Source organism: Cupriavidus alkaliphilus, from assembly GCF_900094595.1.
Classification (GTDB): Bacteria; Pseudomonadota; Gammaproteobacteria; order Burkholderiales; family Burkholderiaceae; genus Cupriavidus; species Cupriavidus alkaliphilus.
This window is the reverse complement of record NZ_FMAD01000019.1, coordinates 1-12113: the sequence shown is the minus strand read 5'-3', so window position 1 is coordinate 12113 and position 12113 is coordinate 1. Positions and strand designations below refer to the sequence as shown.

13 protein-coding genes are annotated in these 12113 nt (G+C 66.9%); 6 read left to right on the top strand and 7 right to left on the bottom strand.

Annotated elements, in window-relative coordinates:
* Window positions 1–11 precede the first annotated feature (11 nt).
* The 3 genes from trpE to rpe form a co-directional block, all read right to left on the bottom strand.
* Window positions 12–1541, bottom strand: a complete 1530-nt coding sequence (trpE, locus tag GA0116996_RS27040; RefSeq protein ID WP_092317945.1) for an anthranilate synthase component I — start codon at window positions 1539–1541, stop codon at window positions 12–14.
* A gap of 426 nt (window positions 1542–1967) precedes the next feature.
* Window positions 1968–2711 carry a phosphoglycolate phosphatase gene (gph, locus tag GA0116996_RS27035; protein ID WP_092317942.1) on the bottom strand — a complete coding sequence of 248 codons (744 nt, stop codon included), beginning with the start codon at window positions 2709–2711 and terminating at the stop codon, window positions 1968–1970.
* Window positions 2708–3409: a ribulose-phosphate 3-epimerase gene (gene rpe, locus GA0116996_RS27030; protein WP_092317939.1), complete on the bottom strand. Its 702-nt coding sequence runs from the start codon at window positions 3407–3409 to the stop codon at window positions 2708–2710. Before rpe ends, gph begins: the two co-directional genes overlap by 4 nt.
* A gap of 278 nt (window positions 3410–3687) precedes the next feature.
* Between rpe and apaG the strand changes: the two genes are divergently transcribed.
* On the top strand, window positions 3688–4062 hold the full coding sequence (apaG, locus tag GA0116996_RS27025) for a Co2+/Mg2+ efflux protein ApaG (protein ID WP_012353991.1): 375 nt from the start codon (window positions 3688–3690) through the stop codon (window positions 4060–4062).
* A gap of 13 nt (window positions 4063–4075) precedes the next feature.
* Here apaG and GA0116996_RS27020 read toward each other — a convergent pair whose 3' ends face one another.
* Window positions 4076–4294 carry a hypothetical protein gene (locus GA0116996_RS27020; RefSeq protein ID WP_092317936.1) on the bottom strand — a complete coding sequence of 73 codons (219 nt, stop codon included), beginning with the start codon at window positions 4292–4294 and terminating at the stop codon, window positions 4076–4078.
* Between the two features lie 125 nt (window positions 4295–4419).
* Between GA0116996_RS27020 and mltA the strand changes: the two genes are divergently transcribed.
* On the top strand, window positions 4420–5565 hold the full coding sequence (gene mltA / locus GA0116996_RS27015; RefSeq protein ID WP_092317933.1) for a murein transglycosylase A: 1146 nt from the start codon (window positions 4420–4422) through the stop codon (window positions 5563–5565).
* Window positions 5566–5634: 69 nt separating this feature from the next.
* Here mltA and paaK read toward each other — a convergent pair whose 3' ends face one another.
* The 3 genes from paaK to paaG are packed head-to-tail and all read right to left on the bottom strand — an operon-like array spanning window position 5635 to window position 8306.
* Window positions 5635–6939, bottom strand: a complete 1305-nt coding sequence (gene paaK, locus GA0116996_RS27010; protein WP_092317930.1) for a phenylacetate--CoA ligase PaaK — start codon at window positions 6937–6939, stop codon at window positions 5635–5637.
* A gap of 50 nt (window positions 6940–6989) precedes the next feature.
* A complete protein-coding gene (gene paaI, locus GA0116996_RS27005; protein WP_092317927.1) occupies window positions 6990–7442 on the bottom strand; it encodes a hydroxyphenylacetyl-CoA thioesterase PaaI in 453 nt (150 codons plus the stop codon).
* A gap of 39 nt (window positions 7443–7481) precedes the next feature.
* On the bottom strand, window positions 7482–8306 hold the full coding sequence (gene paaG / locus GA0116996_RS27000) for a 2-(1,2-epoxy-1,2-dihydrophenyl)acetyl-CoA isomerase PaaG (protein WP_092317924.1): 825 nt from the start codon (window positions 8304–8306) through the stop codon (window positions 7482–7484).
* A gap of 273 nt (window positions 8307–8579) precedes the next feature.
* On the opposite strand from paaG, the gene GA0116996_RS26995 reads away from it, so the two are divergent.
* The 4 genes from GA0116996_RS26995 (at window position 8580) to GA0116996_RS26980 (ending at window position 11788) form a co-directional block, all read left to right on the top strand.
* Window positions 8580–9371 (top strand): amino acid ABC transporter substrate-binding protein, encoded by a 792-nt coding sequence (locus tag GA0116996_RS26995; protein WP_092317921.1) that lies wholly within the window; start codon window positions 8580–8582, stop codon window positions 9369–9371.
* A 106-nt stretch (window positions 9372–9477) separates the two neighbouring features.
* Window positions 9478–10131, top strand: coding sequence for an amino acid ABC transporter permease (locus tag GA0116996_RS26990; RefSeq protein ID WP_092317918.1), 654 nt, complete (start codon window positions 9478–9480; stop codon window positions 10129–10131).
* Between the two features lie 37 nt (window positions 10132–10168).
* Window positions 10169–10921: an amino acid ABC transporter ATP-binding protein gene (locus tag GA0116996_RS26985; RefSeq protein ID WP_092317915.1), complete on the top strand. Its 753-nt coding sequence runs from the start codon at window positions 10169–10171 to the stop codon at window positions 10919–10921.
* Window positions 10922–11011: 90 nt separating this feature from the next.
* Window positions 11012–11788 carry an enoyl-CoA hydratase gene (locus GA0116996_RS26980; RefSeq protein ID WP_092317912.1) on the top strand — a complete coding sequence of 259 codons (777 nt, stop codon included), beginning with the start codon at window positions 11012–11014 and terminating at the stop codon, window positions 11786–11788.
* Window positions 11789–12113 lie beyond the last annotated feature (325 nt).

Below are 12113 nucleotides of genomic sequence, written 5' to 3'. Positions count from 1 at the left end.
CTCCTGTTCTCTCAGATGTCGGAGTCCAGGCCATCCTGGACCTGCTCGGCGGCGCGGATCACGGCGCGCGCCTTGGCCTCGGTTTCCCTCCATTCGGCTTCGGGGTCCGAATCGGCGACGATGCCGGCGGCGGCCTGCACATAGAGGTTGCCGTCCTTGACGATGCCGGTGCGGATGGCGATGGCCAGGTCCATCTCGCCGCCGAACGACAGGTAGCCCACCGCGCCGCCATAGATGCCGCGCTTGCGCGGCTCGAGCTCGTCGATGATCTCCATCGCATGGACCTTGGGCGCGCCCGACAGCGTGCCGGCCGGGAAGGTCGCGCGCAACACGTCGAGGTTGCTCATGCCCTCGCGCAGCGTGCCCTCGACCGAGCTCACGATATGCTGCACGTGCGAGTATTTCTCGATCACCATCTTGTCGGTGACCTTGACCGAACCGGTCTCGGCAATGCGGCCGATGTCATTGCGCGCCAGGTCGATCAGCATCACGTGCTCGGCGATCTCCTTCGGGTCGTTGAGCAGTTCGGTCGCCAGCTGCGCGTCCTTGTCCGGCGTATTGCCGCGCGGGCGCGTGCCGGCCAGCGGGCGGATGGTGACGATGTGTTCGCTGCGGGTGTCGCCGCCGTTTTCGCCATTGGTGCCGACCTTGCGCTCTTCCTGGCGCACCAGGATTTCGGGCGAGGCGCCCACCACCTGGAAGTCGCCGAAGTTGTAGAAGTACATGTACGGCGACGGATTCAGCGAGCGCAGCGCGCGGTACAGCGACAGCGGCGCATCGCGGTAGGGCTTGACCAGGCGCTGGCCGATCTGCACCTGCATCATGTCGCCGGCCATGATGTATTCCTTGGCCTTGTGCACCGCGGCCAGGTAGTCGGCCTTGGCGAACTCGCGGTAGACCTCGGTCTGCACCGACGGGCTGGTCACCGGCACGTCGACCGGCTGGCGCAGCTTCATGCGCAGCTCGCGCAGGCGCTGGCGCGCGCGGGAATAGGCCTCGGGCGTGGTCGGGTCGGCGTAGACGATCAGGTAGAGCTTGCCCGACAGGTTGTCGATCACCGCCAGCTCTTCGCACAGCAGCAGCTGGATGTCGGGCAGGTTGAGGTCGTCGGGCTTCTGTGTGTTGGCGAGCTTCTTCTCGATATAGCGCACCGCGTCGTAGCCGAAGTAGCCCGCCAGGCCGCCGCAGAAGCGGGGCAGGCCGGGGCGCAGCGCCACCTTGAAGCGCTTTTCGAACGCGGCGATGAAGTCCAGCGGATTGCCTTCGTGGGTTTCCACCACCTTGCCGTCGGTCACCACCTCGGTGCGGGTGCCGAAGGCGCGCAGCAGCGTGCGGGCATGCAGGCCGATGAAGGAATAGCGCCCGAAGCGCTCGCCGCCGACCACCGATTCCAGCAGGAAGGTGTTGACCCCGCGGGTCTGCGACTGGGCCAGCTTCAGGTACAGCGACAGCGGCGTTTCCAGGTCGGCAAAGGCTTCGGCGATCAGCGGGATGCGGTTGTAGCCCTGGTCGGCCAGCGATTTGAATTCCAGTTCGGTCATGTCGGTCCTCTTGTTCGGCCCGCGCCGCAGGCGATGGCAGGCGCGGTGCCGCTTGTCGGCAGAGTTGGCTGGAGCGTATGGGAATTCCGCCCCGGTTGCGGACCGTGATGCAGCCAGCTTGCGGACAAGGCTGCACACGGCCGGAAGGAGGGCGTGCGGCGCGTTCTTGAGCTAAACGTAGCAGAGAAATCAGACTACGCTGGCTTTTGGCGGGTTTGGGTAGTGATGCCCGGCATGGCTGGTCGCCTGGGCCGGTGGTGGCAACGCCTTCGGATCGAAGGCGTGTCAGCAGACTCGCGAACGCACTTTACGCCTGTTGGGAGGCGCGCCAGCGACGCCAGGGCCAGGCCTGCCGATCACTGCCAGAAGAGATGCGTTTGCGGTTGAGAAACATTGAAGGTTCAGGATTTGGTCGGGATCGACGGACTATCGATGACCGGCCCAGTGTGCGGCAAAAAGCGCTGCGGCATGGGCAATGGAGTCGACTATACCATCGGCGTCGACGCCTTGTACAGGGTTGCCATGGTTGTAGCCATAGGGCACCAGCAGCACTCCCATGCCGGCCGCGCGGGCTGCCTGCGCGTCGTTTTCGGAGTCGCCCAGCGCTGCCATCGCCGACGGCTCCAGGCCGAAGGCGTCGGCCACTTTCAGCAGCGGGAACGGGTCGGGCTTGCGCAGGGGGAAGGCATCGCCGCCATAGACCAGTTCGAAGTACTGGGCCAGGCCGGTCTTGGCCAGCAGCGGCTCGGTGAAGCTGTAAGGCTTGTTGGTCACGCAGGCCAGGCGCAGCCCGGCCGCCTTCATCGCCGCCAGGCCTTCGCGCACGCCCGGGTAGACCTGCGAGAACTGGCCGTTGATGCGGATGTACTCGCGGTCGTACAGCGCGTAGGCATCGGCAAAGAGGCCGTTGGCGTGCAGCGGCGAAAAGCGTGCGTCGAGCACCCGCCGGATCAGGTTTTCCGAGCCCTTGCCGACGTAGCTGACGATCTCCTGCTCTGACATCGGTGCCACCGGCCCCAGGTTGGGGTGCTGGCGGCCCAGCGTCAGCAGCATGGCGTTAATCGATGCATGGAAGTCGCCCGCGGTGTCGACCATGGTGCCGTCCAGGTCGACGATCACGCCTTCGATGCCGCGCCAGTCGGCGCGGCGCAGCGCCACGCCCCCGGTCATCGGGCGGCCTTGGCCAGTTCGCCGCGCAGCGCCGAGATGATGCCGCGGTAGCCGCCGTCGGCGTCCGGCTTGCCGAATACTGCCGAGCCGGCCACGAAGGTGTCGGCGCCGGCCGCGGCGATCTCGGCAATGTTGTCGACCTTCACGCCGCCGTCCACTTCCAGCAGGATGGTGCGGCCGGTGCGCGCGGTGTAGGCGTCGATGCGCTGGCGCACGGCGCGCAGCTTGTTCAGCGTCTCGGGGATGAACGACTGGCCGCCGAAGCCCGGGTTGACCGACATCAGCAGGATCACGTCCAGGCGGTCCATCACGTGGTCCAGGTGGTGCAGCGGCGTGGCCGGGTTGAACACCAGGCCGGCCTGGCAGCCGTGGTCGCGGATCAGCGCGAGCGAGCGGTCGACGTGTTCGCTGGCCTCGGGGTGGAAGGTGATGATGTTGGCGCCGGCCTTGGCAAAGTCCGGGATGATCCGGTCCACCGGGCGCACCATCAGGTGCACGTCGATGGGGGCGGTCACGTGGGGGCGGATCGCCTCGCACACCAGCGGACCCACGGTCAGGTTGGGCACGTAATGGTTGTCCATCACGTCGAAGTGGATCCAGTCGGCGCCAGCCTCGGTCACGCGGCGCACTTCCTCGCCCAGGCGGGCAAAGTCGGCGGACAGGATGGAAGGGGCGATGCGGAAGGTGGGCTGGGTCATGGTGGCGCGCGGTGAATGCAGGGAATGCTGTTATCGCCGCTGGCAGCGGGCCGCGGGCGCCGCCGCCAGGCCGCGAACACCAGCTGGGCGGCAAGTGCGGCAAGGGCGGCCGGGGCCACGGCGGGCGGCACGGCGTTGAAAGACCGCTATTCTACGCCCGCCCGGGGCGATCGCGTCCGGCCGGCGCCGGACCCGCGCTCTTGCCCGTCCCGCGCCCATCCCGCACAATGCGGCTACCCATTTCCCTGCCGGCCGGTCCCGCCGCCGGCCCTGCCCAAATGAGCGAGTACGCCTTCTCCGTGTCGGTGCGCACCCAGTACCTGCCGGACCAGTCCGACCCCGAGCGCGGGCGCCATGCCTTCGCCTACACCATCACCATCCACAACACCGGCGAGGTCGCGGCGCAGCTGATCTCGCGCCACTGGATCATCACCGACAGCGACAACGGCACGCAGGAAGTCGCCGGGCTGGGGGTGGTCGGCCACCAGCCGCTGCTCAAGCCGGGCGAGCATTTCGAGTACACCAGCTGGGCCACGATCTCGACCCCGGTGGGCTCGATGAAGGGCGAATACTTCTGCGTGGCCGAGGACGGCCACCGCTTCGAGGTGCCGATTCCTGAATTCGCGCTGGTGCTGCCGCGCATGCTGCACTGAACGTGCCGGGAACCTACGGCCGCGGTGCGCTGTCCTGATCCTGCTGCGGCGCTGGCGGCTCTCCCTGCGCCGGCTGCTGGCGCGACGGATGTTCCGACGGCGCGCGGGTGGGGCGCGGATGCTTTTTTGCCGTGCCCATGGTCCAGACCACGATAAAGATCAGCAGGAACAGCGCCACGCCGGCTTCCAGGGCGAACAGCAGCATGGGATGGGCTTCGAAGAACTTGCTCATGGCAGATGCAGCGCGGCCCGCGGGGGCGCAGGCGGTGGTTGACGGATGACGGTGGCATTGTAGGGGCAATCCGGCGCCATGCGGCGCCCCAGGCTGCGCCCCCGAGAACTTTGAACAATAGCAAGATGGCATACGCGGACGCTTTCCCGACTCCCCAGGTTTCCCAGGTTTCTTCTCCGCCGGCGCGCCGCCTGCGCGGCTGGCTCGCGCTGGCCGGCGCCGCGGTGCTGCTGGCCGGCTGCATGAGCGGCCCGCCGCCGCGCATCGAGACCACCCCGTCCGGCACCGCGCCGCCGACGGCGTCGTCGCAAAAGGGCCGGCTGCAGGCGGCCAGCTGGGCCGAGATCGGCGGCTGGGCCCAGGATGATGTGCGCGCCGCCTGGCCGGCGCTGCAGCAAAGCTGCCAGGCGCTGAAGAAGCGCGCGGAATGGAGCCGCGCCTGCGCCGCCGGCATGATGGTCAATGCCGGCGACATCAACGCCATGCGCGCGTACTTCGAAAGCAACTTCCAGCCCTACCGCGTGGTCAACGGCGACGGCACCGACAGCGGCCTGATCACCGGCTACTACGAGCCGATCCTGCATGGCTCGCGCACGCGCCAGGGCAGGTTCCAGGTGCCGCTGTACCGCAAGCCGGCGCAGTTCGGCAACCGCGCGCTGCCGGCGCGCGCCGAGCTGCTGCAGAGCCCGGCCATGCGCGGCAACGAACTGGTCTGGGTCGACGACGCGGTCGAGGCCGCCTTCCTGCAGATCCAGGGCTCGGGCCGCATCCGCATGGCGGATGGCAGCATGATGCGCGTGGGTTTTGGCGGCACCAACGACCAGCCGTTTCGCTCGTTCGGCAAGTGGCTGCTGGACCGCGGCGAGATCACCCCGGCGCAGGCCACCATGCAGGGCATCAAGGCCTGGGCGCGGGCCAACCCGGGCCGCGTCGAAGAGATGCTGAACATCAACCCGCGCTTTGTCTTCTTCCGCGAGCTGCCGCCGAACAATGACGGCCCGGTGGGCGCGCTGGGCGTGCCGCTGACCGCGGAGCGCTCGATCGCGGTCGACCCGGCCACGATCCCGCTGGGCGTGCCGGTGTTCCTGTCGACCACGCGCCCGCTGTCGACCGAGCCGATCCAGCGCCTGATGTTCGCTCAGGATACCGGCAGCGCCATCAAGGGCGGCGTGCGTGCGGACTTCTTCTGGGGCGCCGGCGATGCCGCCGGCGAGACCGCCGGACGGATGAAGCAGGGCGGCAGGATGTGGGTGCTGATGCCGCGCAGCTAGCGGAAGGCAGTGGGGGAAGGCAGTGGGTTTCCCCTCGCCCGCAAGCGGGCGGCGAGCACAACGGCGGCTTCAGCGCTTGCGCTGATCCACGATTCGCTTCGCTTTCCCCACTGACCGCTCGATCCCGCCCTCAGGCAGCACCTCGATCCCGGCGGTCACGCCGATATAAGACTTGATCTCGTGCGCCAGCTGCTCGCGCGCGCTGTGCGCCCGCGGCGTGTCGCTGCCATGCGCGCATTCCACCCGCACCGTCAGCGTATCGAGGTGGCCTTCCTTGGCCAGCACGCACTGGTAGTGCGGCGCCAGCTCGGCGTGCCTGAGGATCAGTTCCTCGATCTGCGACGGAAACACGTTGACGCCGCGCACGATCATCATGTCGTCGGTCCGGCCGGTGACCTTCTCCATGCGGCGAAAAGCCGCGCGTGCCGTGCCCGGCAGCAACCGGGTCAGGTCGCGCGTACGGTAGCGCACCACCGGCATGGCTTCCTTGGTCAGCGAGGTGAACACCAGTTCGCCGAACTCGCCGTCGGGCAGCACCGCGCCGGTGTCGGGGTCGATGATCTCCGGGTAGAAATGGTCTTCCCAGATGGTGGGGCCGTCCTTGGTCTCGGCGCATTCGTTGGCCACGCCCGGCCCCATCACTTCCGACAGGCCATAGATATCAACCGCGGAAATGCCCATGCGCTTCTCGATCGCCAGCCGCATCTCCGGCGTCCACGGCTCGGCGCCGAAGATGCCCACGCGCAGCGAGGTGCTGGCCGGGTCGATGCCCTGGCGCTCGAATTCGTCGGCGATTGCCAGCATGTAGCTGGGGGTCACCATGATCACTTCCGGCTTGAAGTCCTGGATCAGTTGCACCTGCCGCTCGGTCTGCCCGCCGCCGAACGGGATCGCGGTCAGGCCGGCCTTCTCGACCCCGTAGTGCGCGCCCAGTCCGCCGGTGAAGAGTCCGTAGCCGTAGCTGATATGCACCTTGTCGCCGCGCCGCGCGCCCGAGGCGCGGATCGAGCGCGCCATCACGGTAGCCCAGTTGTCGATGTCCTGCAGCGTGTAGCCGACCACGGTCGGCTTGCCGGTGGTGCCCGAGGAGGCATGGATGCGCGCCACCCGGTCCTGCGGCACCGCGAACATGCCGAACGGGTAGTTGTCGCGCAGGTCCTGCTTGCTGGTGAACGGAAAGCGGGCCAGGTCGGCCAGCGATTGCAGCTGGTCCGGGTGCACGCCGGCCTCGTCGAACTTGCGCCGGTAGACCGGCGAATTGGCGTAGGCGTGGTGGAGCGACCATCTCAGGCGCTCCAGCTGCAACGCCTGCAGCTCGGCGCGGCTGGCGGTCTCGATCGGGTCCAGGGGCAGGTCGGTCAGGCGCGTGCTCATGGGGTCTCCTGCATGGGGGCGTTGGTATTCAGTATCTTGCCGGGGCTGGCTCAGGCGCCTTCGGTTGCGTCGGGCGGCGGCACCACGTGTCCCTTGATTTGCGCGGACTTGCCGCGGAACATCGCCACCACCTGGCCCGCGGCGTTGGTCACGCGGATATCGTAGATGCCGTGCCGGCCGGACAAAACCTGCTCGGTGGCCTCGGCGGTGAGCACGTCGCCGCCGTGCACGGGCCGCAGGAACTCGATGCTGCAGCCCGCCGCCACGGTGTTGATGTTATGGCTGTTGCAGGCAAAAGCGAAGGTCGAATCGGCCAGCGTGAACATCAGGCCGCCATGGCAGATGCCGTGACCGTTGAGGAATTCCTTGCGCACCGGCATGGTCAGCCGCGCAAAGCCCGGCCGCACCGCGTCGACCGTGATGCCAAGCCAGCGGCTGCAGGTGTCGGCTTCATACATCGCGGCCGCGGCGGCTTCCGCGAGGGCCTGGGGGTCCTGTTTCAAGCTGGTCTCCTGTCAGGGAATGCGGGGCGGGCCCGCGGTCTACTTGCCGGTGAAGTGCGGGGCGCGCTTGGCGAGGAAGGCGTTGACCCCCTCGGCATAGTCGGCGGACTGGCCAAGCTCCCGCTGCAGGTCGCGTTCGAGGTCGAGCTGGGCGTCGAGCGTGGCCGTGGCGCTGGCATACATGGCGCGCTTGATCGCGGCCAGCGCGCGCGTCGGCTGCGCGGCCAGGTGCGTGGCCAGTGCCAGCGCCTGTTCCGGCAGCAGCGGGTCGTCCATGGTCTGCCACACCAGGCCCCAGGTTTCGGCCTCCTCGGCGCTCAGGCGCTCGCCGGTCATGGCCAGGCCCAGTGCGCGCGCCATGCCGATGCGCTGCGGCAGCAGCCAGGTGCCGCCCGAATCCGGTACCAGCCCGATCTTGACGAAGGCCTGGATAAAGCTGGCGGAGCGCGCCGCCAGCACCATGTCGCAGGCCAGCGCCAGGTTGGCGCCGGCACCGGCCGCGGTGCCGTTGACCGCCGCTACCACCGGCAGCGGCAGGGCCTGCAGGCGTCGGATCAGCGGATTGAACCAGGTGTCGATCAGTTCGCCGAGGTCGGTCATGTGCCCAGGCGTGAAATCCAGGTCGGCCAGGTCCTGGCCGGCGCAGAAACCGCGGCCCGCGCCCGTCAGCAGCAGGGCACGGGCGCCGCCGGCCTCGACATGGTCGAGCGCCTGCTGCAGCGCCTGGTGCATGGCGCGGGTGAAGCTGTTGAGCTTGTCGGGACGATTGAGCGTGATGACCGCGACCGGACCCTGCCATGCCAGCAGGATGGGGCCGCTCTCGATGCTGACCGGCTGGCCAGCGGGCGTGGACGTCGGGGGCATTGTTGTCTCCTGCCGGATGGAATCGAGGACTCCGGAACTCGCGGTCGGTGCGGTCGATACGGGCTCAGGCCTCTAAAATAAACCGACCAGTCGGTCGGGCAATGTTAGCACTACTTTCTACTCGCTGGCGAGGCGGGATGGGCGCGAATGCCGGCCAGCCCGCAATGCCGGCCTGCGGCACCGCTCTATAATCGCGCTGCCAACAACAATCTGAAAACCCGCCGGCCGGCGCAAGCGAAGCCTGGCGAGCTCTCCCATCGCATTGGAAATCCTATGAAGAAGTTTGCCGCATTGCTCCTGATTTCGTCCGTCGCGCTGTTCGCCGCGTGCGGCAAGAAAGAATCCGCCCCCGCGCCGGCTGCCGGCACGGAAACGGCTGCCAAGATCATCGTAGGCCTGGACGACAATTTCCCGCCGATGGGTTTTCGCGATGCCAACAATGAACTGGTCGGCTTCGACATCGACATGGCCAAGGAGGCCAGCCGCCGCCTGGGCATGACGGTCGAGTTCAAGCCGATCGACTGGAGCGCCAAGGAGGCGGAGCTGAACGGCAAGCGCGTCGATGTGCTGTGGAACGGGCTGACCATCACCGAAGAGCGCAAGAAGAACATCAGCTTTACCGCGCCCTACATGACCAACCACCAGATCGTCATCGTCGGCGCCCAGTCGCCAGTGAAGGCCAAGGCCGACCTGGCTGGCCGCACCGTCGGCGCGCAGGACGGCAGCAGCGCGGTGGATGCCATCAAGAAGGAAAGCCAGATTGCCGCGAGCCTGAAGGAGCTCAAGACCTTCGGCGATAACGTGACGGCGCTGATGGACCTGTCGGCGGGCCGCCTCGACGCGATCGTGGTCGATGAAGTGGTGGGCCGCTACCTGATCAGCAAGCGTGCCGGCGAATACCGCGTGCTGGAGGAAAACTTCGGCACCGAGGACTACGGCGTCGGCGTGCGCAAGGATGACGCCGAACTGCTCGGCAAGCTCGACCAGACCCTGGCGTCGATGAAGCAGGACGGCACCGCGGCGCGTATCGCCACCCAGTGGTTTGGTGCCGACATCACCAAGTAATCCAGACCTGGCGTGACACCCCTCGCGGTTGAGGCGAGGGGCACGCCAACTCCGGACCCGTTTGCCGGGATTCCCGGAGGCCTTACCTCCTTCTGTACGCGCGAGCATGGATTACGTCTTATCTCTTCTGCTGCCGCTGGCGCAGGGTGCCAAAGTCACGCTGTCGCTGTTCGCCATCACGCTCGCCCTGTCGGTGCCGCTCGGGCTTGCGCTGGCACTGGCACGCATTTCGTCATGGCCGCTGCTGAGCGGCCTGGTCAACGGCTATATCTGGCTGATGCGCGGTACGCCGCTGATGCTGCAGATGCTGTTTATCTATTTCGCGCTGCCGTTCGTGCCGGTCATCGGCGTGCGGCTGCCTGATTTTCCCGCGGCAGTGGTGGCCTTCGCGCTCAACTACGCCGCGTACTTCGCGGAAATCTTCCGCGCCGGGATCAAGTCCGTCGACCGCGGCCAGTACGAGGCCAGCAAGGCGCTGGGCATGACCTACTTCCAGACCATGCGGCGCGTCGTGCTGCCGCAGATGGTCAGCCGCGTGCTGCCGCCGGTCAGCAATGAAACCATTACGCTGATCAAGGACACCTCGCTGATCTACGTGCTGGCGCTCAACGACATTCTGCGCACCGCGCGCGGCATCGTGCAGCGCGATTTCACCACCACGCCTTTCCTCGTCGCCGCGCTTTTCTACCTGGTGATGACGCTGATTCTGACCTGGTTCTTCCAGAATCTAGAAAAACGCTATGCCAAACATGATGACTAACCCGAACGGCGCCCCTTCCCACGATGCGTCCGGCGTCATGATCGCGGCACGGGACATCTATAAGTCGTTCGGGCCGTTGCAGGTCTTGCGCGGCGTTTCGCTGACCTTGCGCAAGGGCGATGTCACCGCGGTGATCGGCCCGTCGGGCTCGGGCAAGAGCACCTTGCTGCGCTGCCTGAACCATCTCGAGGTGATCGACCGCGGCACCCTGCACATCGAGGGCGAAACGCTGGCCGCCGCCGGCCCCGACGGTGCCGCCCGCTATGTGGCGGACGCCGAAGTGCGCCGCATCTGCCGCAAGATGGGCATGGTGTTCCAGTCGTTCAACCTGTTTCCGCACATGACGGTGCTGCAGAACATCATCGAGGCGCCCGTGACCGTCAAGGGGCTGCGGCGCGATGCGGTGATTCCAAAGGCAGAGGAGCTGCTCCGCAAGGTCGGCCTGCTGGCCAAGCGGGACAGCTATCCGGCGCGGCTGTCCGGCGGCCAGAAGCAGCGCGTGGCGATCGCGCGCGCACTGGCGATGGAACCGGACATCATGCTGTTCGACGAGCCGACCTCGGCGCTGGATCCGGAACTGACCGGCGAGGTGCTGCGCACCATGCGGCAGCTGGCGGAGGAGCATATGACCATGCTCGTCGTCACCCATGAAATGGGGTTTGCGCGGGAAGTGGCGAACCACGTCGTGTTCATGGACGAGGGCCGGATTCTGGAGGAAGGCCCTCCCAGCGACGTGTTCGGAGCGCCGGCCCACGCGCGCACCCGCGAATTCCTGGCGCACATGCTCTAGCCGGCGCCGCCACGCCGCAACCGATGGCAGAATAGCCCGCAGCCGGTGGCGACATGCCATCCGCCTGACCACACATAGATAGGAGAAGACATGCCGTACGAAAACATCCTGGTCGAGACCCGCGGCCGCGTTGGCCTGGTCACGCTGAACCGTCCGAAGGCCCTGAATGCGCTCAATGATGCGCTGATGGATGAACTGGGCGCCGCGCTGACCGCCTTCGATCAGGATGACGGTATCGGCGCCATCGTCATCACCGGCAGCGAGCGTGCCTTCGCCGCCGGCGCCGATATCGGCATGATGGCCAAGTACTCCTTCATGGACGTCTACAAGGGCGACTACATCACCCGCAACTGGGAAACCATCCGCAAGATCCGCAAGCCGGTCATCGCGGGCGTGGCCGGTTATGCGCTGGGCGGCGGCTGCGAGCTGGCGATGATGTGCGACATCATCATCGCCGCGGACTCGGCCAAGTTCGGCCAGCCCGAGGTCAAGCTCGGCACCATGCCCGGCGCGGGCGGCACGCAGCGCCTGCCGCGCGCGGTTTCCAAGGCGAAGGCGATGGACCTGTGCCTGACCTCGCGCATGATGGACGCCGCCGAAGCCGAGCGCTCCGGCCTGGTGTCGCGCGTGGTGCCGGCCGACAAGCTGCTGGAAGAAGTGCTGGCGGCGGCAGAGACCATCGCCGGGTTCTCGCTGCCGGTGGTCATGATGATCAAGGAATCGGTCAACGCGGCCTACGAGACCACGCTGGCAGAGGGCGTTCACTTCGAGCGACGCCTGTTCCACGCCACCTTCGCCACCGAAGACCAGAAGGAGGGCATGGCCGCCTTTGTGGAGAAGCGCAGCCCGGATTTCCAGCACCGTTAAGCGCTGGGATCAGGGAATACCCGTGGAACAAGCAGGGGTATTGCCTCGTTTTGATCACGTGTCGGGGCGATTTTCCGTTGCCGTTCAAGGCTTTACGCGAGAACCGCGGGAACGTTTAGCGCATCGTCGTGACAAAGGTGTTGCAAGGGCGGCGAAACCGGCCTACTATTCGCCCCCTCGCAACACAACGCGGCCCCTGCAAGGCAGGCGCAGCAAGGGTTGCGGGGTTAGCCGGGAGGTTGGCGCAGCGAGGTTTGCAGCGCTGACGGCAGCAAAAAAGATTGCTGCGAACGGTTGACGAAACGAAGAAAGCTCTGCATAATCT

What these genes read in the sequence shown, in the direction of transcription:
- trpE (WP_092317945.1), bottom strand. Translation starts at nt 1,541, where the DNA reads ATGACCGAACTGGAATTCAAATCGCTGGCCGACCAGGGCTACAACCGC.
- gph (WP_092317942.1), bottom strand. Translation starts at nt 2,711, where the DNA reads ATGACCGGGGGCGTGGCGCTGCGCCGCGCCGACTGGCGCGGCATCGAA.
- rpe (WP_092317939.1), bottom strand. Translation starts at nt 3,409, where the DNA reads ATGACCCAGCCCACCTTCCGCATCGCCCCTTCCATCCTGTCCGCCGAC.
- apaG (WP_012353991.1), top strand. Translation starts at nt 3,688, where the DNA reads ATGAGCGAGTACGCCTTCTCCGTGTCGGTGCGCACCCAGTACCTGCCG.
- GA0116996_RS27020 (WP_092317936.1), bottom strand. Translation starts at nt 4,294, where the DNA reads ATGAGCAAGTTCTTCGAAGCCCATCCCATGCTGCTGTTCGCCCTGGAA.
- mltA (WP_092317933.1), top strand. Translation starts at nt 4,420, where the DNA reads ATGGCATACGCGGACGCTTTCCCGACTCCCCAGGTTTCCCAGGTTTCT.
- paaK (WP_092317930.1), bottom strand. Translation starts at nt 6,939, where the DNA reads ATGAGCACGCGCCTGACCGACCTGCCCCTGGACCCGATCGAGACCGCC.
- paaG (WP_092317924.1), bottom strand. Translation starts at nt 8,306, where the DNA reads ATGCCCCCGACGTCCACGCCCGCTGGCCAGCCGGTCAGCATCGAGAGC.
- GA0116996_RS26995 (WP_092317921.1), top strand. Translation starts at nt 8,580, where the DNA reads ATGAAGAAGTTTGCCGCATTGCTCCTGATTTCGTCCGTCGCGCTGTTC.
- GA0116996_RS26990 (WP_092317918.1), top strand. Translation starts at nt 9,478, where the DNA reads ATGGATTACGTCTTATCTCTTCTGCTGCCGCTGGCGCAGGGTGCCAAA.
- GA0116996_RS26985 (WP_092317915.1), top strand. Translation starts at nt 10,169, where the DNA reads ATGATCGCGGCACGGGACATCTATAAGTCGTTCGGGCCGTTGCAGGTC.
- GA0116996_RS26980 (WP_092317912.1), top strand. Translation starts at nt 11,012, where the DNA reads ATGCCGTACGAAAACATCCTGGTCGAGACCCGCGGCCGCGTTGGCCTG.